Source organism: Acutalibacter muris, assembly GCF_002201475.1.
In the GTDB taxonomy this organism is placed as follows: Bacteria; Bacillota; Clostridia; order Oscillospirales; family Acutalibacteraceae; genus Acutalibacter; species Acutalibacter muris.
The window spans coordinates 1,210,289-1,232,492 of record NZ_CP021422.1; the positions used below are offsets into that span (position 1 = coordinate 1,210,289).

At 52.1% G+C, this 22,204-nt stretch carries 34 protein-coding genes; 33 read left to right on the forward strand and 1 reads right to left on the reverse strand.

The window, feature by feature from the left end; genetic code table 11:
- Positions 1-7 precede the first annotated feature (7 nt).
- From mobV to ADH66_RS06145, 8 genes are all read left to right on the forward strand, one after another.
- Positions 8-949, forward strand: coding sequence for a MobV family relaxase (mobV, locus tag ADH66_RS06115; RefSeq protein ID WP_066534335.1), 942 nt, complete (start codon positions 8-10; stop codon positions 947-949).
- Between the two features lie 4 nt (positions 950-953).
- Complete coding sequence (locus ADH66_RS06120) at positions 954-1,145, forward strand: hypothetical protein (protein ID WP_430981912.1); 192 nt, start codon at positions 954-956, stop codon at positions 1,143-1,145.
- A 94-nt stretch (positions 1,146-1,239) separates the two neighbouring features.
- Positions 1,240-2,751, forward strand: a complete 1,512-nt coding sequence (locus ADH66_RS06125; RefSeq protein WP_016304734.1) for a recombinase family protein — start codon at positions 1,240-1,242, stop codon at positions 2,749-2,751.
- Between the two features lie 76 nt (positions 2,752-2,827).
- Positions 2,828-2,995 (forward strand): hypothetical protein, encoded by a 168-nt coding sequence (locus ADH66_RS19935; protein ID WP_157130574.1) that lies wholly within the window; start codon positions 2,828-2,830, stop codon positions 2,993-2,995.
- Positions 2,996-3,044: 49 nt separating this feature from the next.
- Positions 3,045-3,302 carry a hypothetical protein gene (locus tag ADH66_RS06130; RefSeq protein WP_066534334.1) on the forward strand — a complete coding sequence of 86 codons (258 nt, stop codon included), beginning with the start codon at positions 3,045-3,047 and terminating at the stop codon, positions 3,300-3,302.
- A 107-nt stretch (positions 3,303-3,409) separates the two neighbouring features.
- Entirely contained in the window at positions 3,410-4,261 is an 852-nt protein-coding gene (locus tag ADH66_RS06135) for a carbohydrate ABC transporter permease (RefSeq protein WP_066534333.1), read from the forward strand.
- A gap of 47 nt (positions 4,262-4,308) precedes the next feature.
- The gene (locus ADH66_RS06140; protein ID WP_207653040.1) at positions 4,309-5,142 is read left to right on the forward strand and encodes a carbohydrate ABC transporter permease; all 834 of its coding nucleotides are present in this window, start codon (positions 4,309-4,311) and stop codon (positions 5,140-5,142) included.
- 10 nt (positions 5,143-5,152) lie between these two features.
- Positions 5,153-5,563 carry a hypothetical protein gene (locus tag ADH66_RS06145; protein WP_066534327.1) on the forward strand — a complete coding sequence of 137 codons (411 nt, stop codon included), beginning with the start codon at positions 5,153-5,155 and terminating at the stop codon, positions 5,561-5,563.
- Positions 5,564-5,610: 47 nt separating this feature from the next.
- Here ADH66_RS06145 and ADH66_RS06150 read toward each other — a convergent pair whose 3' ends face one another.
- Entirely contained in the window at positions 5,611-5,952 is a 342-nt protein-coding gene (locus ADH66_RS06150; protein ID WP_066534325.1) for a phage integrase N-terminal SAM-like domain-containing protein, read from the reverse strand.
- A 214-nt stretch (positions 5,953-6,166) separates the two neighbouring features.
- Here ADH66_RS06150 and ADH66_RS06155 point away from each other — a divergent pair, with 214 nt between their 5' ends.
- The 25 genes from ADH66_RS06155 (at position 6,167) to ADH66_RS06265 (ending at position 22,117) form a co-directional block, all read left to right on the forward strand.
- Positions 6,167-6,997 (forward strand): tyrosine-type recombinase/integrase, encoded by an 831-nt coding sequence (locus ADH66_RS06155; protein WP_066534324.1) that lies wholly within the window; start codon positions 6,167-6,169, stop codon positions 6,995-6,997.
- Between the two features lie 10 nt (positions 6,998-7,007).
- A complete protein-coding gene (gene srtB / locus ADH66_RS06160; protein ID WP_066534321.1) occupies positions 7,008-7,802 on the forward strand; it encodes a class B sortase in 795 nt (264 codons plus the stop codon).
- A gap of 63 nt (positions 7,803-7,865) precedes the next feature.
- On the forward strand, positions 7,866-8,135 hold the full coding sequence (locus ADH66_RS06165) for a type II toxin-antitoxin system Phd/YefM family antitoxin (RefSeq protein ID WP_066534318.1): 270 nt from the start codon (positions 7,866-7,868) through the stop codon (positions 8,133-8,135).
- Positions 8,128-8,433 carry a type II toxin-antitoxin system RelE/ParE family toxin gene (locus ADH66_RS06170; RefSeq protein WP_066534314.1) on the forward strand — a complete coding sequence of 102 codons (306 nt, stop codon included), beginning with the start codon at positions 8,128-8,130 and terminating at the stop codon, positions 8,431-8,433. Before ADH66_RS06165 ends, ADH66_RS06170 begins: the two co-directional genes overlap by 8 nt.
- A 262-nt stretch (positions 8,434-8,695) precedes the next feature.
- On the forward strand, positions 8,696-9,007 hold the full coding sequence (locus tag ADH66_RS06175) for an LPD11 domain-containing protein (protein WP_066534312.1): 312 nt from the start codon (positions 8,696-8,698) through the stop codon (positions 9,005-9,007).
- A gap of 106 nt (positions 9,008-9,113) precedes the next feature.
- The gene (locus tag ADH66_RS06180; protein WP_066534311.1) at positions 9,114-9,512 is read left to right on the forward strand and encodes a hypothetical protein; all 399 of its coding nucleotides are present in this window, start codon (positions 9,114-9,116) and stop codon (positions 9,510-9,512) included.
- Positions 9,509-9,877 (forward strand): hypothetical protein, encoded by a 369-nt coding sequence (locus tag ADH66_RS06185; protein ID WP_066534309.1) that lies wholly within the window; start codon positions 9,509-9,511, stop codon positions 9,875-9,877. The genes ADH66_RS06180 and ADH66_RS06185 overlap by 4 nt, the downstream gene beginning before the upstream one ends.
- Before the next feature lie 39 nt (positions 9,878-9,916).
- Positions 9,917-10,072 carry a hypothetical protein gene (locus tag ADH66_RS20515; RefSeq protein WP_201448068.1) on the forward strand — a complete coding sequence of 52 codons (156 nt, stop codon included), beginning with the start codon at positions 9,917-9,919 and terminating at the stop codon, positions 10,070-10,072.
- Positions 10,073-10,084: 12 nt separating this feature from the next.
- Positions 10,085-11,989, forward strand: a complete 1,905-nt coding sequence (locus ADH66_RS06190) for a PcfJ domain-containing protein (RefSeq protein ID WP_066534307.1) — start codon at positions 10,085-10,087, stop codon at positions 11,987-11,989.
- 85 nt (positions 11,990-12,074) lie between these two features.
- The gene (locus ADH66_RS06195) at positions 12,075-12,353 is read left to right on the forward strand and encodes a type II toxin-antitoxin system RelB/DinJ family antitoxin (protein ID WP_066534306.1); all 279 of its coding nucleotides are present in this window, start codon (positions 12,075-12,077) and stop codon (positions 12,351-12,353) included.
- Positions 12,350-12,640, forward strand: a complete 291-nt coding sequence (locus tag ADH66_RS06200; RefSeq protein ID WP_066534304.1) for a type II toxin-antitoxin system YafQ family toxin — start codon at positions 12,350-12,352, stop codon at positions 12,638-12,640. The genes ADH66_RS06195 and ADH66_RS06200 overlap by 4 nt, the downstream gene beginning before the upstream one ends.
- Before the next feature lie 273 nt (positions 12,641-12,913).
- The gene (locus ADH66_RS06205) at positions 12,914-13,345 is read left to right on the forward strand and encodes a hypothetical protein (protein WP_066534301.1); all 432 of its coding nucleotides are present in this window, start codon (positions 12,914-12,916) and stop codon (positions 13,343-13,345) included.
- 322 nt (positions 13,346-13,667) lie between these two features.
- On the forward strand, positions 13,668-15,626 hold the full coding sequence (ligA, locus tag ADH66_RS06210; protein WP_066534299.1) for an NAD-dependent DNA ligase LigA: 1,959 nt from the start codon (positions 13,668-13,670) through the stop codon (positions 15,624-15,626).
- Between the two features lie 84 nt (positions 15,627-15,710).
- A complete protein-coding gene (locus tag ADH66_RS06215; RefSeq protein ID WP_066534296.1) occupies positions 15,711-16,406 on the forward strand; it encodes a DUF1281 family ferredoxin-like fold protein in 696 nt (231 codons plus the stop codon).
- 2 nt (positions 16,407-16,408) lie between these two features.
- Positions 16,409-16,627: a hypothetical protein gene (locus ADH66_RS06220; protein ID WP_088364382.1), complete on the forward strand. Its 219-nt coding sequence runs from the start codon at positions 16,409-16,411 to the stop codon at positions 16,625-16,627.
- Positions 16,624-17,415: a hypothetical protein gene (locus tag ADH66_RS06225; protein WP_066534293.1), complete on the forward strand. Its 792-nt coding sequence runs from the start codon at positions 16,624-16,626 to the stop codon at positions 17,413-17,415. The genes ADH66_RS06220 and ADH66_RS06225 overlap by 4 nt, the downstream gene beginning before the upstream one ends.
- Positions 17,402-17,992 (forward strand): hypothetical protein, encoded by a 591-nt coding sequence (locus ADH66_RS06230; RefSeq protein WP_066534292.1) that lies wholly within the window; start codon positions 17,402-17,404, stop codon positions 17,990-17,992. The genes ADH66_RS06225 and ADH66_RS06230 overlap by 14 nt, the downstream gene beginning before the upstream one ends.
- A gap of 10 nt (positions 17,993-18,002) precedes the next feature.
- Positions 18,003-18,713: a YkgJ family cysteine cluster protein gene (locus tag ADH66_RS06235; RefSeq protein ID WP_066534291.1), complete on the forward strand. Its 711-nt coding sequence runs from the start codon at positions 18,003-18,005 to the stop codon at positions 18,711-18,713.
- Positions 18,710-18,958 carry a hypothetical protein gene (locus ADH66_RS06240; protein WP_066534290.1) on the forward strand — a complete coding sequence of 83 codons (249 nt, stop codon included), beginning with the start codon at positions 18,710-18,712 and terminating at the stop codon, positions 18,956-18,958. Before ADH66_RS06235 ends, ADH66_RS06240 begins: the two co-directional genes overlap by 4 nt.
- Positions 18,948-19,634 carry a hypothetical protein gene (locus ADH66_RS06245; protein ID WP_066534288.1) on the forward strand — a complete coding sequence of 229 codons (687 nt, stop codon included), beginning with the start codon at positions 18,948-18,950 and terminating at the stop codon, positions 19,632-19,634. The genes ADH66_RS06240 and ADH66_RS06245 overlap by 11 nt, the downstream gene beginning before the upstream one ends.
- A 96-nt stretch (positions 19,635-19,730) precedes the next feature.
- Positions 19,731-19,895, forward strand: a complete 165-nt coding sequence (locus ADH66_RS20415; protein ID WP_169714844.1) for a hypothetical protein — start codon at positions 19,731-19,733, stop codon at positions 19,893-19,895.
- A gap of 165 nt (positions 19,896-20,060) precedes the next feature.
- Positions 20,061-20,402 carry a zinc ribbon domain-containing protein gene (locus tag ADH66_RS06250; RefSeq protein ID WP_066534286.1) on the forward strand — a complete coding sequence of 114 codons (342 nt, stop codon included), beginning with the start codon at positions 20,061-20,063 and terminating at the stop codon, positions 20,400-20,402.
- A 62-nt stretch (positions 20,403-20,464) separates the two neighbouring features.
- Complete coding sequence (locus ADH66_RS06255) at positions 20,465-21,019, forward strand: hypothetical protein (protein WP_066534278.1); 555 nt, start codon at positions 20,465-20,467, stop codon at positions 21,017-21,019.
- Positions 21,020-21,075: 56 nt separating this feature from the next.
- Complete coding sequence (locus tag ADH66_RS06260) at positions 21,076-21,483, forward strand: hypothetical protein (RefSeq protein WP_157130573.1); 408 nt, start codon at positions 21,076-21,078, stop codon at positions 21,481-21,483.
- A gap of 169 nt (positions 21,484-21,652) precedes the next feature.
- Positions 21,653-22,117, forward strand: coding sequence for a single-stranded DNA-binding protein (locus ADH66_RS06265; protein ID WP_066534276.1), 465 nt, complete (start codon positions 21,653-21,655; stop codon positions 22,115-22,117).
- Positions 22,118-22,204 lie beyond the last annotated feature (87 nt).

Below are 22,204 nucleotides of genomic sequence, written 5' to 3' on the forward strand. Positions count from 1 at the left end.
GAGTTCAATGGCGCAACACGCAATTTTGCGATTTGAGAAACACAAGGGCAACCCGGCAAGACCGCTGGAAGCCCACCACGAACGGAAAAAGGAGCAGTACGCCAGCAACCCGGACATTGACACCAGCCGGAGCAAGTACAATTTCCATATCGTCAAGCCGGAGGGGCGCTACTACCATTTCATTCAGAGCCGCATTGAACAGTCTGGGTGCAGAACGAGGAAAGACAGTACACGCTTTGTCGATACGCTGATAACCGCCAGCCCGGAGTTTTTCAAGAAGAAATCCCCGGAGGAAATACAGGCGTTTTTCAAAAGAGCGGCGGACTTCCTCATTGACCGGGTCGGCCGGGAAAATATCGTGTCGGCGATAGTACACATGGACGAGAAAACGCCCCACCTGCATTTGACCTTTGTTCCGCTGACGAAAGACAACCGCCTGTGCGCCAAAGAAATCATAGGCAACCGGGCCAATCTGACAAAGTGGCAGGACGATTTTCACGCCTATATGTTGGAGAAGTACCCCAGCTTGGAGCGTGGGGAGAGCGCAAGCAAAACGGGAAGAAAGCATATCCCCACCCGGCTTTTCAAACAGGCGGTTTCCCTCTCCAAACAGGCGAGGGCGATTGAAGCCACGCTGGACGGTATCAATCCAATTAACGCCGGAAAGAAGAAAGAGGAAGCCCTCTCTATGCTCAAAAAGTGGTTTCCGCAGATGGAGAACTTCTCCGGGCAGTTGAAGAAATACAAGGTCACGATAAATGACCTCTTGGCAGAAAATGAAAAACTGGAGGCAAGGGCAAAGGCCAGCGAAAAGGACAAGATGAAAGGCGTTATGGAACGGGCAAAGCTGGAAAGCGAGTTACACAACATTCAACGGCTGGTTGACCGTATCCCGCCGGAAGTGCTGGCAGAGTTGAAGCGGCAACCGAACTATGGAAAGGAAAGGTGATTTTATAACGAATATCAGATACAAAAAGGAAACAGAAATCGTGACTTTTCAAGGAAAGGAAATCACGCTGGAAAATCTCTCCCCGGTATTTACACCGGAGCAGGAAGCGGCAAAACGCCGGGAACTGGAACAGCAGCTTTATGAGGTGTTCCGCAAGTACGCCGACAAGCGGCAGAAAGAGGAAGCCGGGGCGTAAGTTTTTCCAGCCACATCATTGATTTACGGGGCTGTTGGCGGTATAATAAGACTGTCAGCAGCTCCGTTTCTTTTTTAAGAAAAGGAGCGACAATATGAATAATCGGATAGACGCAATCTATGCAAGACAATCGGTAGACAAAAAGGACAGCATTTCCATTGAAAGCCAGATTGAGTTTTGCAAATACGAATTGAAAGGCGGTAGTTGCAGGGAATACACAGATAAAGGATACAGCGGCAAAAACACAGACCGCCCGAAATTTCAAGAGTTGGTGCGGGATATTAAAAAGGGCCTGATAGCAAAAGTCATTGTCTACAAACTTGACCGTATCAGCCGTTCCATTCTGGATTTCGCAACCATGATGGAGCTGTTCCAGCAGTACAATGTGGAGTTTGTTTCTTCCACGGAAAAGTTTGATACTTCAACCCCGATGGGCCGGGCCATGCTGAATATTTGTATCGTGTTCGCACAGTTGGAACGGGAAACGATACAGAAGCGGGTGACGGACGCTTACTATTCCCGCAGTCAGCGGGGCTTCAAGATGGGCGGGAAAGCCCCCTATGGCTTCCATACGGAGCCTATCAAGATGGACGGTATCAATACAAAGCGGCTGGTAGTGAAGCCGGAGGAAGCGGCAAATATCCGGCTGATGTTTGAAATGTACGCCGAGCCGACAACTTCCTATGGGGACATTACCCGGCACTTTGCGGAACAGGGCATTTTATTTAATGGCCGGGAACTGATACGCCCCACGCTGGCGCAGATGTTACGCAACCCCGTCTATGTGCAGGCGGACTTGGATGTGTACGAGTTTTTCAAGAGCCAGGGGACGGTGCTTGTCAATGACGCCGCCGACTTCACGGGCATGAACGGGTGTTATCTCTATCAAGGCCGGGATGTGAAGCCGGGCAAGGCCCAAAGCCTGAAAGACCAAATGCTGGTGCTTGCGCCCCATGAGGGGATTGTCCCCTCGGATATATGGCTGACCTGCCGCAAGAAGCTGATGAACAACATGAAAATCCAGTCCGCCCGGAAAGCCACCCATACATGGCTGGCGGGGAAAATCAAGTGCGGGAACTGCGGGTACGCCCTTATGAGTATCTTCAATCCCTCCGGCAGACAATATCTGCGCTGTACGAAACGGCTGGACAACAAAAGCTGTCCCGGCTGTGGGAAAATCATCACGGCGGAACTGGAAGCGGTGGTGTATCGGCAGATGGTGAAAAAGCTGGACAGCTACAAGACGCTGACGGGCAGGAAGAAAGCGGCAAAGGCCAATCCCAAAATCACCGCCCTGCAAGTGGAACTTGCCCATGTGGATAGCGAGATTGAAAAGTTGCTGGACAGTCTGACAGGCGCAAATAATGTGCTGCTCTCCTATGTGAATGTGAAGATAGCCGAACTGGACGGACGCAAGCAGGAACTTCTGGCGAAGATGGCGGAGTTGACCGTGGAAGCCATCAGCCCGGAACAGGTCAGCCAGATTTCCGGCTACCTCGACACTTGGAAGAACGTATCCTTTGACGACAAGCGGCGGGTGGTGGATTTGATGATTACCACCATTGCCGCCACAAGCGACAGCTTAAACATCACATGGAAAATCTGACGGGCATATCAGCGCCCGTCAGACCGTTACCTTGTGTAGTCCCTTGTAAACTGTACTTTCCGTCGATGTTGAAGCCGTGACGAAGAAGCTGGAGCAGGTGCTTTCCCTGCCGCTGGCGAATTCCGGGTCATATGGAATTGACGTGCAGGAATTCTTGGACGAGTATTATGTCAATGGGCTGGGCACAGCGGAGCAGTGTGCGAAGAAGATTCAGGATAGGGTCAATATTTGGCTACATGAGTAATCATATATGCAAACACAAAACAACTGTATGATAAGATGGAGGGGAATCTATGGCCTTTACTGTATTTCAGTTGCCTATTGGTTATCGTCTATATGACCGAGAAAAGAACAAAATCATTCCTTTACAGGAAGAAGAATACCTTGCGCTCTCTCGGGTCATCCGAAAAGAATGCACTTCGTATGATAGGAAAATTCTGGAGAGATTTCAGGAAAAGGGATTTTGCAATGAGACTTCCTTGTGTGATATAGAAAATCCAGGCATATCATCTACAAACATCAACACTCTAGTTTGGGCAATAAAACTATAGTGATGATTACACATCGGTATAGCAACTTGGAAGGATTTGACCGTGTTTATCTACTCGATAACGGAGAACTGCGTGATATATCCGAAAAAATTTAAGGACTTGATACTATGCGAAACAAAATATCATACTGGCTCTTTCTGCTGCCCAGCCTGCTGGGGGTGGCGTTCTTCTACATAGTCCCCTTTATCTACTCCTTCTGCTACGCGGTGATAGACAATATGACCTCCTGGAAGTTTGTGGGGCTGCGGCATTTTGAGGAGACCCTCCGCAACCCGCTGTTCATACAGGCGGCGGGGAACACCGTGCTGTTTGTGTGTATCTGCGTGCCGTTGAGCATGGGCCTTGCACTTTTGTTGGCCCTCTGCCTCAAAGGGCTCAAGCGCTGCCGTCCGCTAGCCACTCTGATTTTGCTTGTGCCGCTGGTGGTGCCCTCGGGTAGCATCGTCTCCTTCTGGAACACGCTGTTTTCTTCTAATGGGCTGGTGATGAAGGCGCTGTTGCAAGCGGGCTTTTCCCATGATGCCCTCTCGTCCAGCGACTGGTCTATGGCCGCGCTGGTGGTGATATTCCTGTGGAAAAATGTCAGCTATAATATCGTCCTCTTTTGGTCGGGCCTTAACTGGATACCCAAGACCTATTACGAGCAGATGGCCCTTGAGGGGGCGGGGGTTTTCCGGCAGTTTGCCAATGTCACCTGGGTGTATCTCGCGCCCACCACCTTTGTGGTACTGCTCATGAGCATCGTCAATTCCTTCAAGGTGTTCAAGGAGGTCTATATGCTCTATGGCAGTTATCCCAGCCCGGATATATATATGCTCCAGCACTATATGAACAATCAGTTTGCCGCCATGAACATGCAGAAGCTCTCTGCCACGGCGTACATAATGTTCCTGGTCATCGGGCTGGCGCTTTTGGCCGTATTTTACGCCCAGAAGCGGGTCACAGACAGCTTTCAGTGAGGTGAAAAATGCGGAGAATAAAAATTTTGCCCAGTTTTTTAATCGTTTTGGCAGGGGTACTAGCGCTTTTCCCGGTGCTCTATCTGTTCGCAAACTCCTTCATGAGCGGCGCCGAGATACTCAGTCGCTATGGCCGGGAGATAACAGAGGCCAACGCCGGGGATTTCAGCTCCCACGGCATACATTTTGTGCGCTTTGGGCTTATCCCGGAACAGCCGTCCCTGGAACAGTACCGTCTGTTGCTATTCCACAGCCCCGGCTATCTGCGGATGTTCTGGAACTCTGTGCTGCTGGTGGCGCCGGTGCTGGCGGGGCAGTGCATTTTGGCCCCGATGGCCGCCTATGGGCTGGAAAATATCAGGTGGAAGTATAAAGAGGCGCTGTATTTTGCATATATAATTGTGATGCTCATGCCCACCCAGATAACCCTGGTGCCAAACTTTGTGGTGGCCGGATGGCTGAACATCCGGGAGTCATATCTTGCCATCATCCTGCCCGCCATGTTCCACCCGCTGGGGGTGTTCCTACTGCGCCAACAGCTGAAAAACTTTCCCAAGGAGTGCATGGAGGCGGCATTTCTGGACGGTGCTGGCCCCTGGCAGGCATACCGGAGCATTGTCCGGCCCAACCTGACTTCTGTTGTGGCGGCGATGCTGGTGCTCTTATTCGCGGATAATTGGAACATCATCGACCAAGCAGTGGTCTTCCTTAAGGAGCTGTACGACTATCCGCTGTCGGTGTACCTGGGCCAGGCGGTGCAGGGGGACCCGGGGACGTTTTTCGCGGTGTCGGTGTTCTACCTGATTCCATCCCTGTTGGTGTTTTTGCTGGGGCAGGACTATTTGACCGAGGGCATCGCCCTGTCAAGCGTCAAGGCGTAGGAGGCGGCTTATGGAGGAGAAACGCTTTTTGAAATCAAGGCTTGTCTACCTGATACTGGGGGCGTTGTATCTGCTGGTGCTCGTCGTTGCAACTGTGTACAGTTTGACGATTTATGTAGACCAACTGCCTGTGGCGGAGTTGCCGCCTCAGGGAGCGGTGGACGGGATCTGTGTGCCCCTGGAATATGTGCGGGAGCTCCCGGACGGAGGCTGGGTGGTGGACACGGTGAAGCAGGTAAATGGGCCCTGGGGGAACAGGTATGTTATCAGCCAAGTCAGGGCGGAGTCGGTCTATCCCGTGGAGGGGGATGAAAGCAGGGTGCGGTTCTATGCGCTTTCGGATATTGGCGACCCAGTTGTGGCGCGGTGCAGTGAGGAGACTTTTGATGGGATGGAGGTTCGGCTGCAGGCGGGGGAGTAGAGGGGGATACCGGTTCAGCGTAGCGGCAAAGAAAACCGTATCGCCGCCTAATGCACGTTAAATGTGCTCGCCTGCAGCCCCTGCTTCACAAGACTCAGGGAGTATGCCCTGATGTCCTGCTCGTTTAATTCTTCCACCCTCCTTCCGGTTTGTTTCAGAAACGATCGGATGGCCCTCTCATAGTTCCCTTGCGTGCTTTCCGCAAGTCGGTGCAGTTCCATGTCTTCCCGCCTCCTTTGGATGTATTGCTCTGTGTTCATGGCTTTTGCTCCTTTGCCTGATTTTGCGGATAGTTCGCTTACAACAAGTTTACAGGAGCTCTGGCGGATTGGGAAGTCCTCGCGCAACAGTGAGATTTGTTCAATATCATTTCTATTTAGCCCATTCATACAAATGGCCTCCTAACTCCCTTTGAGTTAGACCAAATTATAGGGAGACAGGCCCGAAACGAGTTATCCAAAATAATATTTACCCCCTAAGAGGCGAATGAAATTTAAGAGTAAAATCTCAGTGTGAAAAAATTTGATAATTGGTAAGCCTGAGCAAATATTGCGATTGCAAGAATCGCCTCCAAGCTGTGTGATGTAGTTTGGAGGCGATACTATGTTAAAATTATTTTCTCTTTATCTACACACGAGGGGGAAATCCCCCGGAACAGTTTCAGTTTACTGTCAAAATATCTCGCAGTACCTTCGGGGGTGCGAGGAGACATTTGGCGAGCGTCCAAGTCAACTCTACCGGGCCAACGTGCTGGAGTACATCTCCTATATGCGTAATATCAAGGGTTACAGTCCCAAGACGGTCAACCATCACCTGTCCTCTCTACGGAGCTACAACGATTGCCTTATAGAATCCGGCCAACAGACGGATACCGTCATACTGAAGAACGATTTTATGAAGATCCAGCTACAGTACGCCAGCCCCAGCACTGTTACCAAGAAAGATGTGGAGGCTTTTCGGCAACGTCTGCTTGAGAGCGACAGCAAACGTAACTACGCCATCGTGACCCTGTTCGCCTACTCTGGCATCCGGCGAAGCGAGTGCGCCAACCTCAAGCTGGACCAGGTAGACCTGACCGCCAGAGAGATTCGCGTCATTGGCAAAGGCGACAAGCAGCGGGTAGTATACATCAATGACAAGATCGTTCACGCCATGCGGGAGTACCTGAAGGAGCGCAACTCCGACAGCCCCTACTTTTTTATCAGCAGGCAAAGTGAGAAGCTGACCCCATCCAGAATCAACCAGAGATTTAACAAATATTCAGATAATATTTATCCAAAAACTTTGAGACATTTTTTCTGTTCTCATGCTTTGGAAAGCGGATTTTCAATCCATGAGGTGAGCAATTTAGCTGGACACAGCTCCATTCAGGTAACCATGCTCTACACCAACCCAACCGCCCAGGCCATGAAGGATAAGGCCAATAAGCTGTAAGGGGGTGCGCATGAAGAAACTGATTTTTATTGTGGCGGCGCTCGTCCTCCTTGCGGTTTCTGGTGTAGCTGCTTGGCAGGTTTATGTGCCCGTCCATGAGGACAACATGAGCTTCAACGCCTATGAGGATTTGCGGCAGTTCGCGCGAATCCCCACACCAGAGCCGACAATCCAGCCGGACACATCAAGTTCACCAGATTTTACCCCTACCCCATCCTCTGGGCCGGAACCGACTCTCCCGCCTACTCCGCAAGTTGACTTCGACTCCCTTCGGGCAGTCAACCCGGAAATCGTTGCGTGGCTCTCCATCGACGGCACCAATATCGACTACCCTGTGGCCCAGCATAGCGACAACGACTACTACCTCCACCACCTATTTACCGGCGAGTGGAACAGCTCCGGCTGCCTGTTTATGGACTGCAGCAATCAGGCCGGCTTTTCAGATTTGCATACTATTATATATGGGCACCATATGGACAATGGCACCATGTTCCAGAAACTGATGGACTACAAAGACCAGTCTTTCTATGACGAGCACCCGACCGCTCAGCTTTTCACGCCGGACGGCACCTACACTGTAGAGTTCTTTGCCGGATATGTGGCCGGTGTGGATGGGAACGCATGGAAGCTGGATTTTGCATCGGATGCAGAGTTTGGAAAGTGGGCTGAGAACGCAAAAGAAAAATCCCTGTTTGAGAGCCCGGTCACGCCAACGGCATCGGATAGAATCGTTACCCTCTCCACCTGCAGCTATGAGTTTTATAACGCAAGACTTGTTCTGCATGGTCGCCTTGTTGTAGATTGACCCTTGCATTTCTCCGAGAGCTTTGATATAATATTATCAAAATCCAGATAGGAGGTGCCACCCATGAAAATCAGACCCTCATCCGCCCTGCGGAACGAATACACGCAAATATCACTTTTGGCAAAGGAGTCCGGCGAGCCCATCTTCATCACCAACAAGGGCGAGGACGATGGCGTGTTTATGAGCATGGAGGCCTACGAGGAGCGGGAAAAGATGTTCCGGCACCGTGACCAGATCTACGCCGCGGAGCTGAGCCGCCTGAATGGCGAGAAGACCTATACGGCGGAAGAAATGCACGAGAGGATGGAGGCGCTGTTCCGTGCCCATGAGTAAGCTGGTCTATCTGGCCCCAGCCGCCCACGATATGGAGGAGATCGTGAAGTTTCATATTGCCAATGTGGGGCCGGCCTCTGCACGGAAGGTCTATGCGTCGATTGAAGGCACCATAAACCGGCTGGCAGAATTTCCGCTCTTGGGACAGACCCACCCGGACCCAGTCCTGGCAGAGAATGGCTTCCGCAAACTGGTACTGACGAAAACTTATGTCGCCGTGTATAAAATTATTGACGATACCGTGTACATCTACCGTATCGTGAACGGCAGGACGGATTATCCACGGCTGCTGAAATAGGGCTTGTAAAATGCGCCTGGTTATGCTATACTTTGTTATACAGTATCAAGTTTGAAATTCAGTAAAACACAGTTTCCGAGTTACAGAGCGTCTGATAAGTTTATTGCTTCACGTTGTGAAGTAATACTTTCAGGCGCTTTTTTGTGTTTCAGCCGGATAAATCGGCATAAATGAATATCTAGCTCACTCAGGCAAAAAGGCAAGCAGAGAGGTAATCTTTGCTTGCTTTTTTCTATATCAAAAAAGAAAAGAGGTAACCAAAATGAAATCACCACAAGACCCATTGACACTGACGTATATTGGCGACGATTCCTGGTCCCGCCCAGTATACAGAGCCCAATTTCAGCACCTTTGGAAAGACACAGACTGCGGCAGGCTCAGATGCGACTGCGATTATTACCTGGGATATGGGAACAGGAACGAAGATATTTTGTGTGGCACTCCCCAAGAGCACATCGAGTGCATGAAAAAGCGATGGTTGGAATTTGCCGATGATGAAAAGCCGGAATGGCTGACTTGGGAACAGATTCTGGAGTATGAACGGCAGATGTGTACGACTCCAGACAAAACATAAATCATGTTTCTTACCCCAGAGTGGGTACAAAAGGCGCGCATTGCATGGCTTTGCGCGTCTTTTTATCATAAAATAGGGGCAGTGCCCCAAAATGGAGGATACCAATATGAAAACACCGTCTGTACACAGTAAAAAGCCCCAAGAGGCCCTGGAGCTCAAGGCCATCATCGCCAGTCTGCTCGACCAAGCCAGGGACAAGGTCAGTTTCGTTGACCGCGACGCCCCTGATGACATCTTCACCCTCGACATACGGATGCTGCACGAGGCAGTCCATCGGCTTCACAAGATGCAGGCAAAACCCATCATCGTTAGTACAGCCAAGGGTCGAGAGTACATCGACTATATCTGTCCCCACTGCCACGACACCATCACCCAGCGCCGCAAGGGCCAGAAGGAGGGGCTATACCGGCCCAAGTACCATGATTCTTGTGGTCAGCGGCTGAACTGGGAGAAGATGGTAATATGCGGGAAGCTGAAAATTAAGAAATCGGAGGCATCAAAATGAATCCAGACATCGAATGTACCACCACCGAGGGTACGGTCATCCCCATCAGGGATTATCAACCCCAAAATGACAAAAACGTGTTCCAGGCCATGGCTGTGGAGAAAATCGCCGCCGAGCTGAAATCCTTCACCGGTGGTCAAAAAGAGAAATGCGTATCCACCCATGTTGCCGCGGAAATCACTCATTTCTGCGAGGAGTCACCGGAGTTTGCCGAGGTGGTCTACAAGACCAAGCGCACGCTCTCTGACTGTTGTGCTGAAGTGTTAAATGGCACCGGCAATTATATGTCCGATAACGACGTGTACCGAGGGATCGTGAAAGCCTACTTCCCCAATGCCGATGTGCGGTTTCTTATGAACATCTAGATAAACGGCGCGGCCCCCAGCGAGGAGGAGATGGCCCGTGTGCCAGAAAAGCCGAAGCCCAGCCAGCCGAAACCGGCTCCCAAGGCCGCTCCCAAGCCTGCTGAAAAGGCCGCTGCTCCTGCAGCGCCAAAGCCTGCTGAGCCGGAAATAAACTTGGCCGCAGGCCAACGTTTTATTCAGCTTTCGCTGTTCTGAGGGGGTGATACAGTGCTTATCAAAAAAGAATTGCAGAATCTTCCCCTGTCCCCTGCTCCTGACCCTACGAAGAAGATCCCTCTGACAGCCGGGGCAAAAATCCATCAGTTACCCCGCTGTGGCAGAATCCTTGCGCTTGACGTGTACCAACAGCGCAAACTGCTCTTCCGCTTCTTCTCGGATGGAAAAAATTGCATCACCTGGAGCGAGCATCCTGGGAAGCCCGGGTGGACGAAAAAGAATCTTTTTCAGTTTGACGGTATCAAATACCAGGCAATTTCAATCAGGCCCTGCTCAGTAAAAAGAATCACCCACATTTTGAAGGCCAATCCTTCCTCACTGAACGTCCTGCATCAGACGGAGGAATGCGTAGGAGAGTTCATTGAGCGCTTCCATAAGCAGAAAAAAGAGAGGGCCAGGGATGCAAAATGCCGGCTCATGGAGCAGCACCTGGATATGTTCCCCGCCTACCCCGACGACCTGGACGAGTTTTGCGAGAACCATGTGTTCCACCGCTCCATTGTCTACCTTTCTAAACTGGAAAAAGGCAAACGCTGGGGTCGGTGTATGCACTGTGGCAGGGAGTTCCTCCTCGACCGTTCGGTGAAACCGGGCAGCGAGGGTACTTGCCCCAAGTGTAGCTTTCCCGTCAGGTTCCGGGGCGAAAGGGCTACTAAACCAATTGTGGAGAAGGCAAAAATCTGTATTCCCTCCCGGGTGGACGGCCAGCTGCTCCTTCGGTACACCGATGTGCGGCGCGTTATCTCTCCTGACGAGAGGGAGCCGGAGTTTGACTATTCAGACTTCTTTCTCAACATCGTTGTTGAAAAGGCTGGCCGGCAGAAAGCCTACGCATACTGGTGGAGAAGTTATCCGTATTACTGGAGCGGGTGGAGCAGGCTTAAAAACGGCTCGGGGTGCTATAGCTATACCTATGTGTACACGGAAAACCTGACGGAAGTTTTTGGCGAGCAATACTGTCACGTTGACCTGCAGGCTGGTTTGAGAGACCTGCTTCGGCCCATTGACTTTGCCGGGATTCTACGGAATCTGCAAAATATTCCCCAAGCGGAGTACCTGTTCAAGCTGGGCCTTCCGGGTCTGGCGGCAGGCCTGTCGCTAAAGGAATCCGGCGCTGCCAGCTTTTCTGAACTGACCGGCGTAAGCAAACAGTATCTTCCCATTTTAAGGGAAACTCAGGCGGGGAAAGGTGAAATAAATCTGCTTGCAGAATCCCAAAAGTGGGTGCCCTTCGAGGTGTTCCGCGAGCTGTGTGCTTTGAATTTGGACATAACCGGCCTGACCACCATGCAAAGCATCATGGAGTATAACAGCCTGGGACGAGTGCTGCGGTACTTGCAGGGCCAGAAGAAAATCAAAAAGACCTATGCAAATTTGCTTGGCCTATATCGGGATTACTTAGATATGGCCAGGAACCTGGGCTGCAACCTGAAGAAAAAGGCCATTTTGGAGCCCCGCGACCTGAAAGCCCAGCATGACCTCTTAGCAGAGCAGCTTGCCGCGCACAAGACGGAGAAAGAGAACTTGCTGCTGCCCCACGCCATTGAGAACGGCCTGTACGAGTGGGCACAGGAGTACGCCAGCGAGGATTATTGCGTTGTGTACCCCCAGACCAAGAACGACTTCATCAATGAGGGCCGCATCCTGCACCACTGTGTTGGGAACGCCAGCTACTATGACCGGCACGTTCTTGGCCGGAGCATGGTGTTTTTTATCCGCCGGGCGAGTCAGCCGGAGAAACCGTTCTTCACCACTGAAATCGACATGGATGCTGGAAGGATCAAGCAGCTCTATGGTTTTAGCGACTGCTCCGCACCGAAGGAGGTGCGGGGGTTTGTGGAAGGGTTTGTTCGGGCGGCTATGCGGTGGAGAAATGCAGAACGGATGGCAGGGTAAGTTTCTCAATAGAATTCGTGCAAACTATTGAAATCTTCGTGCAAATGGCATATACTATATGTATCAGTCGAAAGGAGATGGTCATATGGCCGGTACAACAACAAATATCAGCATCCGCATGGATGCTGACTTGAAAGCACAGGCAGACGCTCTTTTTGCGGAGCTTGGCATGAATCTTTCTACCGCATTTAATATCTTTGTCCGGCAGTCGCTGCGGGAGGGCAGGATACCCTTTGACATTTCTCTGAATCAGCCCAACCAAGAGACCGTTGCGGCCATGCTGGAGGCGGAAAGGATTGCAAAAGACCCATCCGTAAAGGGGTATAATGATTTGGATGAGTTGTTTGCGGATCTGCGCTCATGAGAAAAACAAAGTATATTGTCAAGGTCACGACCCAGTTTAGGAAAGACTACAAAATGGCCCTGAAGCGCAATCTTAATATCCGATTGCTTGAGGAAGTGGTTGCTGCTCTGTCTATGGGCAATTCCCTGCCCGAAAAGAACCGGGATCACAGTCTATCCGGGAACTGGGCCGGCTACCGGGAATGCCATATTCTGCCGGATTGGCTGCTGGTATACCGCATCGAAAACGATGTTCTTGTGTTGACATTATCACGAACGGGAACACACAGCGACCTGTTTGGAAAATAGCTCTTTAATCAGGTATCAGGCTTATCATTTAAGCAAACACAAACAATCCGATTTACAAAAGCGTCTGAAAGTTTTTTCAACTTCCAGGCGCTTTTCCTATTTCAAGAAAACGAAGGAGAGAGCACAAAATGAAAAGAATCAATGCCCGCTGACCACTATACGATGAATGTGGGCGGAAGAAATGCGAGTACCAATTCAGAGAGCTGGATTGCCCCTACTATTGGGCCAACGCCCGCCCAGATTCGGAGATCCCAGACCAGGAGGCCATTCGGTATGAAAAGCACGACTGATTATCACCAGATAATTGCCACAGCATTGACGGCGATTGCTGAACCCAATGAGGCCGAGCGTCCGAAGCTTCTGCAATCCGCTGCTTTGGCTGAACTGGAAATTACCTTGAACCGATATTCAGAGCGCTGCTATGACCCCGCTCTACTGTGCGCAATCGCAAGTAAGAAAGCCCGCTGGATCACAGAGGCAACCACTAAAAAGGATATCCAGTCCATTCTGAATCCTCCCGCGCCCCGGTATGACGGAAACAAGTTCTACCCGGACAAATATATGCCTCCCGAGGAGGAGGCGATCCGCTGGAGTGAAACCTCCTTGCGTGCGCCCCTCAATGAAGCTGGATTTAAGCGGTACATGGAGGTGTTTCAGCAGGTATTTCATAAATCAGTGGAGGCGATTCTGAGTGAAAAAAGATAGTTTTCCCAAGATTGCCCTTGCCTTTTCCAGCAAAAGCTGGTATACTAAGCGTACAGTATCGAGTTTGACATCTGAGCAAACACAGTAATCCGAGTTACCGAGCGTCTGAGAGTTATCATCACTCTTAGACGCTCTTTGCGTTTCAGCCGGGAAATCCGGCGCAAAAGTTAATAAAGCTCCCCGAAGGGGGCAACAAAAGCGTACATGGCATAGCTGTGTGCGCTTTTTCATTCATAGATTGGAGCAAGCCCGATCAGCTCCTGCCAACTTTTATCCGGGGAGCAATCCCCATCACATAATCAATTTGAAAGGAAGTGTCCATATGGACGACAATCGATCCAAAATCGAGCAGATGCGTGGTCTTATCGCCACCATCAAACAGGCTGACATCGCCTATTTCCGTGACGACCGCCCCATTATGTCCGACCGCGACTACGACGTGGCGGTTGACCTGCTGAAAAAGCTGGAGCAGAACACCGGCGTCATTCTCTCCGACTCCCCCACCCAGAAGGTGCCGGGCGAGATACTGGAGAGCCTGACCGAGGTACGCCATACCCGTCCTATGCTGTCGGCGGACAAGACCAAGTCAGTAGATGACTTGGTACGCTTCGCCGGAGGCCGGGACGTGGTGCTGTCCTGGAAACTGGACGGCCTGACCCTGGTGCTTCGCTACGACGATGGCCAGCTCCAGCAGGCCATAACCCGGGGACGGGAGGGCATCATTGGCGAGGATGTGACCCACACAGTCCGTACCTTCCTCAATGTGCCCGTGACTGTACCCACAAGAGAATCTTTCGAGGTCCGGGGCGAGGGCGTGATTTCTTGGGAGAATTTCAAGAAAATCAACGACAGCCTGGAGGAACCCTACACCCACCCGCGAAACCTGGCGGCGGGCAGCGTCCGCAAGCTGGACCCGGCAGAATCCAAAAAGAGGCTGCTGGAGTTCAAGGCTTTCGACCTGGTGACGGATTTGACCTTCCCAACTAAAACAGAGCAATTGGATTTTTTGGCTGAGAACGGCTTTTCCGTGGTGCCACACCTTAGGCTGGCCGCGCCAAGTGCCGGCAAAGTGAAGGACACCGTTGCCCTCATGAACCCCGCAGGCTTTGAGTACCCGGTAGACGGCCTCATCATGGAGTACAACGATACCGCCTATGGCAAGAGCCTGGGCGCGACCGGGCACCATGAGAACCGCCTGATTGCCCTCAAGTGGAAAGATGAGCTGTACACCACCAAATTTCTGGGTGTAGAGCTCGCTACCACCCGCACGGGCATGGTAAGTATCACCGGGCTTTTTGAGCCTGTGGAGATGGATGGCGCCAAGGTCAGCCGGGCCTATCTGCACAACTACAACATTTTTGAACAGTTCCAGTTTGGGGTGGGCGACACCATCCAGGTCTACAAGGCCAACATGATCATCCCGCAAGTCGCGGAAAACCTCACAAAAAGCGGTACTTACAAGCTGCCGGAAAAGTGTCCCTGCTGCGGAAGAGCGCTGTCAATTCAGCAGACCTCCGGCGGCACATCCCAACTGTTCTGCGACAATCCCCACTGCGCCGCCAAGCTGGTACAGAAATTCGCTCATTTCTGCGAGAAGACCCGCATGAACATCGAGGGCCTGTCCGCCACGACCCTGGAGAAATTCATCGGTCACGGCTGGATCCGCAGCTTTGGCGATCTGTACACGCTGGATAGGTACAAGGAGGAGATCATCAACACAGAAGGCTTTGGCGTGAAGTCATATGAGCGCCTGCAAGCCTCTATTGACAAGAGCCGAAACTGCACTTTGGCGAAATTCATCGCCGGGCTGGGTATCCCCATGGTGGGCCGCCACGCTGGGCGGGAGCGGGACAAGTGCTTTGGCGGCTCTTGGGAGGCGTTCGAGCAGGCTATAAAAGATGGCTTTGACTTCACATCTCTGCCGGACTTTGGCGCTACAATGCACGACAACATTTACAAATGGTATGCTGACGCTGACGAGGCTGACCTCTGGCGTCCGCTGCTCGACCATATTACATTCATAAAGGAGAATACAATTATGAACAGCACAAATAATCCCTTCGCAGGCAAAAATGTGGTGGCTACCGGTAAGCTGGTGAACTACACCCGCGACGGCATCCAGACCCGCCTTTTGGAGCTGGGCGCACACCCGGCCTCCTCGGTGACTAAAAATACCGATTTCCTGATCGTGGGCGAAAAGGCCGGCAGCAAGCTGGCGAAGGCCCAGGCTCTGGGCATTACCACCCTGACCGAGCAGGAATTTGAGGATATGGCTGGCTAATTAGCCAGAAGAAAGTGGCGGGGCAGGTGACTGTCCCGCGCTTTCTATATATAGCGATAATAATAAGGAAAGGCAAAATATCATATGGCAATTTTTGTACAAAACGTAATACAGATGGAGGGGATTGCCTCCCTTCCCCTGTTCACGAAAAGAAACGGCTCTCTGGAGTTCGACTTCAATAAGCTGCTCCCCATGCCGGAATCTCTGGATGTGGAAGCAGGCTCGCTGGAAAACGTGGCAATCGAGGCGGCTATCCGGAAGGTTGCCCACAGAAGTCACCCATTCCAAAAGGCACAGGCTGTTCCGGCCATGAGCGACGAGCAGTTCGCAAAGCAGGTCGCCATTCACGCAAGGCCCGAGGATGAGCTCAGTAAACTCGGCCTTCAGTATATCAGCAATAAAGTGCTGTATGGCGCGGCAACCTGGTATGACTGGTGCTGTCATAACTGGGGAACAAGATCCAACGCGTACCACACGAAAGTCGCGAATGACGATATGCTCATCTTCACCACGTCATGGATCCCGCCGATCCGGGTGATTGGCGCATTAGCCCAGAGGTATCCCCAGGCAGTTATCAATCACTGGTGGGCCGACGAGGAAATAGGGAACAATGCCGGTTATGCAAAATACTTCCAGGGGAAGGCTGAAATAAAGGAGTTCTATATGGATGGCAGCAGCGAGGCTTATGATACCTATGCTTTCTGCTGGGCGACAGCCCCTTCCTATATCAAAATGAATGTGGGCAATGCCACAGGCGCAACTGGCGGGAGGATTTTATGACTATGGCTAAGATCAGCCGTATCATCTCCGGCAGCCCGGTGCGACCCATCGCCGTGGGCGAACCGGCGTTGATCCATGAGGGTAACGGCCTGAGAAGAACTACCCCGGTCTTGAATGTGCGGCGTGTGTCACCCGGCGAGGTTCGCTTCGAGACCAAAAACACACAGTATGTCCTAAAAATATCCCCTGCAAATAGAATAACAAAGGAGCAAATCACATGAAAGCGTTTGAAAAAAGCTGCTATCTCCTGCCTTGGCCGGAGGTGTCGGAAATCCTGACTGACGAGGTTGAAAAGCATCTCGGCCGCCATGTCCCATGCTGGGCAAAATACGAGGACGAAAGCTTCTGGTGCACAGACCAGCCTGTTTTGCCCCTACACGAGGCCTGCCAAATCATGCTCCTCAGCGGTTTTCCCGCTGAGGACTGGCAGGACACTCTCCCGGACGAGGGAGGAAACACGGTAAACGGCTTTGGCATGGAGCTTAGCGAGCATCTGCTCCGTAAGGGCCTTGGCTTTGCCTGGATGCGGCAGATCATCGCCCCGGAGGGACTGTGGCTGGTGGGCGTTTACGATAAAAAGGAGCGCCAGCCGGAGCCTGCCATGATTGACGGCTTGGAAGTGTGCTTTGAGGAGTTGAAGTCCAAGGACGAGCTTTTCACTTTCTTTGATGAGGGTTCCTGCACCCATGCCGCCCTGATGGAGTTCTGTGAAGACTATAAAAAGCACTACGGAAACGACCTGTGCTGGCCCTACCCCCTTGCGGAAGATAAGCATTTGGGCTTGTTCCTGGTGCTCGTTAAGGAAGGCGTGCTTTGCCTGCCATATGATGGGTTTGACGGTGAGACCTATGAGTTTTTCGACCTCAAGGATGCCAGGCTGCTTCAGGCAAAACAGGTTATGCAGTTAGCAGCAGATTGGCAGTTTTTCTCCCAGGGCTTGCTCGGAGCGTTAAGTGACATGGCCGCATATCTCGCAAAGCAGGAGGGTAATCAGCATGAAACAGCCTGATGTCCCCCTTTGGAGAAAGTCCATGCTCCAGCACCTGAATCTGGACGATATTCTGAAAATATTATATGAGATTGCGGAAAACGGCGACCCGTTCGGCTACGAAAGCTCTGAAAGCGGGTACTATCAGGACTACAAGGAGCAGTTCGACGAGCTGGCCCTCGGCGCAAGTTCCTTGCTGGATGCGCTGACGGAGCATGACCTTCGGGAGCACTGGGACGATATGGCAGTCTGTCTTTTGGGGCAGACCACGACCGTCATGGGCTACGATTCCGTAGAGATGGATTACTACCACATGACAGACCCATACTGCGAGAATTTAGCGATTAAGGAGGCACAGAAACGTCTGGAACAACTGACAAAGGCAGACCTAATCCGCACATTTCGAACCGTGATGGTGGTGCTGACCTCATTCTTCGACATCAAGGCCGCCCACGACTGCCTCACATCTATTGTGCAGGAGTTGGACGAACGGGCGGCAATCATGGACCGGCGGCTCAAGGTCGCTTTTGCGGCCAAGGACGAGGCAGAGGCGAAAAAGTTACTGAATACGCTCCCGGGCAGAGCCTGGGTGGAATAGGAGAATCAATATGAACGCAAGAATTAAGGAAATTCTCAAGGAGTATGAGAGCAACCAGCTTGAACCTGATGAGCCCTTTCGGTTCCATTGCACCATGTGCGGCAAGTGTTGTATCAACCGCGAGGACATCCTGCTCAACCCCAGGGACATGTACAACCTGGCGAAAGAGCTGAAAATGACCCCGCGCGAGGTGATGAACGCTTACTGTGAGACCTACATAGGCAGCGATTCGCGCCTACCTGTGGTGCGGCTGAAACCCAGAGGGGAAATCAAGCGTTGCCCGTTGCTCAAGGATACAAAATGTTCTGTACACAGGGCAAAGCCGACGGTATGTGCGCTGTTCCCTATTGGCAGGGGGATCGTTCAAAAGAAGGGCAGCACCGTCGCGCTGACCGCAAAGGACATTCGGTACTTCCTGACCGACCCCGGCTGTGGGGACGATTCCGAGACCCATACCGTCCGGGAGTGGCTGGAGGATTTTGGCCTTCCGGTGGAGGATGAGTTCTTTGTCGAATGGCAAAAGTGTCTTGTAGAGCTGAGCCAACGCTTTCGTAGGTTGGAAAAGAAATTGGGAGCGGATATGGGGCCGATCTGGAGTCTCACCGGGACGATCTTTTTCCTGATGTATGAGATGGAGAAGCCCTTCGAGCCTCAGTTCAAGACCCATCTGGGTGAAGTCTATGAAATGATATATGAGCTGGCAGAGGAGGGCGGCAAATGACATGCCCTCACTGTGGCGGCTTGCTAAAAAAGGATACCATCAACAATGTTACACCCCGGGCTGGACAGTTCATCGTTATCTATGGTGTTCCATGCTGCAAATGCGTGGATTGCGGCACTGTCCTTTACAGGGGACATGTGATGCAAAAGCTGGAAAAGATGGTGGATGACACGCCAAAAGCTGCCGGGAAGGTCGTTATGCTGGGCTATCCCGATTCAGATATGGAGGTATATAATGGACACTGACCGCAACGAACACCAGATTATCCGCAAAGACGCCCGCGCCTGCTTCGTGGAGACCCTGAACGACTCCTTCGAGTTCGGCAAGGTACATTTTGGCTTTGCCACCTATGACATGAAGCTCCCAGCGGGCCAGCGGCAGACCAATTCCGTCCACATCTATATGGCGGTTGACGAGTTTCTGGAGCTGTGCCGCAAGCTCTGCTCCGGCGAACTACGGCATATGATGATCCAGCGCTTGAAAGAGAGCAACAAGGAGCCCCTTTACAAATGCCTCGGCGGCACCTCGGCTGAGAAGCTTGCGAAAATCAACCGCTCCCGTCCCGACGGCATGAGCCTGTCCCGCACTGCTGAGCTGGTATGCGGCAAGAACGGCAACTTCCTGTTCGTGGCCAGCAGCGGCCCCGGCGAGTCCAACAAGACCGGGCTTATCGTGCCGAGGTTTGGGAACAAGCCGGAGAACCATGTATCGGTAAGCATGACCTATGAGAGCTTTAGCGGACTGATGCTGACGACTAAGGCCCACTATGAGGCATGGCTGGCGGCTTGGTACGCCAAACAAGCGGTGGCAAAAAAGGATGCCCCTCCCAAACTGGAGCGGATTCCGGCACAACCAAAAGAGCGCGTCCCTGAGCCGGTTTACTCTGTGGAGCCGGGGTATGGGGCGGTTGCGATGTTCTAAAGTTTTTTGACGGCGTGGCTTTTGGGCTGCGCCGTTTCTTTTGTTGCTAAATGCAGTTGAATCTGGTATAATATTCCAAAGAGAGGAGCGGATATCATGGAGCCAGTTTACTATACAGTCGATTCTATAAACGGCGATTATGCCTATATGACCAGCGACGACGGCGTGGAGAATCAGGTTGCTATGTTCCTCCTGCCGGAGGGGACGGATGTTGGCAGCAGGCTGTTGTGGGAGAATTTTTCGTGGACTTTGGTAAATTAAGCCGGTATAATGGCGCAAAACAGGCTAATGAAAACGAAGTGCCTACAAATTGCCTATGTCAAGCCGATGACACGGAAATGAGAATCTGCTATAATAATAGCGTGGAAAGCTGGCCGATACCCTGGGGCCGGCTTTTCAACTTTATTGTGGAAAGGCTGTTGAAAAATGAAATACTGTCCTTATTGCGGTGCTGCCCTCCCGGACAGCGCCGTATCTTTCTGCCCGGAATGTGGGAAGTCTTTATCGGAAAGCACCGTGGAGAAGCCTGTCAAGGAGCAAAAGCGGAAGAACAAGCCCACAAAACCCAAGGCTCGCCCCAAAAAGCCCAAGAGAACTGAACCCCCTGTTGAGGACGGCTACGATGGCTACTACGACGACCGCCTCCCCATAGACGAAGGCCACCGCCGGGACGGCATGGACAAAAGCATCATCAAAAAGGTGGTAGCGCTGATACTGTGCCTGCTGGTGGTGATTGGGGCCTGCGTTGCAATTTTATATGTTTTGTGAGTTGCAAACGGCATTACCCATTCGTGTAATAAGGCAAAATTCAGAAAAAGGAGATATAACCGATGATTTACATATCCAAAGGTACCTCAAAATCCAGCTTGCGTAATCCCCTCAAAGTGACCCGCTGCGGCAAGACAGTCCAGCTCTCCGGCCTCCAGGCCGAGCTGTGGCGCAAGGGCCGGTACGAGTTTGCGTCCGCTCAGACCAAAGCCGAGGAGATGGCGCTGACAAGCCTCTCCAGGGCCGGGCTTGCTGAAATCCAGCAGGAGAGCACTGCCACCTTTCGCTACTACGCCCTTACCAGCTGTGTCCTCTGCCCCACCCAGCGTCCGGGCATCGGGCTTACCACCGGGGAAAAGGAACTCCTCTGCTGGCTGAAGAAAGCGGGCCTGCGTATGACCGTCGCCGAGCTGGTCTACCTGCGGAGCCGGGATATCCGCCCTGCCCGCAAGCTGCTCCGGGCAAGAAACCGGCAGGCGCTTGTGGAGAGAATCTATAATCCCCACAACATTGCGGACAACCTCTTGGAGCAGCAGATGGAGTCGGCGGGCTGCCGAGACGAGGTAGTGGCAGATTTGCTGTCACTGTTGCGGAAAAAGAGGCTGGTGCTGCTGTGAAATCAGCTTGGGCGAAATTCAAAAATCTGCCGGAGCCCTTGCGGAGAGTGATAGGTTTGCGCATGATGGTGGGCGGCGCGGCGCTCGTGCTTTTCATTATAATATGGATTCTCATGGGTGACATCACCCTGGCAATTCCCTGTGCGACGCTTGGGGCATATCTTTTGGTCAGTAGCTGTATGCTCGTACATCGCAATTTTCTTTGTATCACTGGCACGGTCAAAGAGGTGGTCATGACCGGCATCCGCAAGCTCCCCAAATATCTGCTGCTTGAAACCGAGGAGGGCATTATCCGACTACCGGCAAATCGAAAACCTTTTCCGGCGGGCAGTTCCGTAACGCTATATCTTGCCACCAATACGCCGGTCTATGAACAGGACGGCATATTAAAAATCTTTTCGTATCTCGCCTTGGAGCTCGCCGCCCCATCCAAGAAAAAGATTGACGAGCGCGGGAAACTGTGATATATTATAAATACAGTTTCATGGTTTCCCCCTGGAAACATAGTATCAGAGTTACAAAGTGTCGATTTGCGCGTGCTTTAGCACGGATGCGCTAGTCGGCACTTTTTTGTTTCCTAAGAGTGCCAAAAACTGAATAAATGGCGGAGTATCCGCCGGAAAAGAGGTCAAAATGTTAGCAGTTCTAATCACGGGGGCAGTGGTCTCCAAAGGCTACCAGGACGAACCGGCCGTCAAGGTATCTGACAGCGGAAAAGCCGTCTGGTTCCGGGTGGGCAAAAAGGTGTATGACTCCCAATCCGAGGACAACCGGCGCTGGGTCAACCTGAACATCAAGGGTTTCAACTACATGGTGGACAGAGTGAAGAAAATGCAGCTCAAGGAGGGCATGTACATCAACATCCGGGGCCGTCTGGACGAGGACGTGTGGATGGACAAGAGCGGCGAGACCCGCAGGAGCCTCTACATCGTTGCGGAGGACATCGAGTACGCGGGCGGCAAGTCCAAGGATGAATCCGAGAGCAATACCGCTCCTGCCAATCAGCCCGAGAAAGCTCCCCTGCCCACCGAGGCCCCCGGCGAGTTCACCGGCTACGAGTCCTTTGGCGGCACATCCTTCTTTGACGGAGACGATTAAGGTACAAAAAATGAAGTCTGAGCGTATTTGAGCGCATAATGAGTTTTCTAACTTGTTATGCGCTTTTTTGCGTTCGGAGGAAAGGAG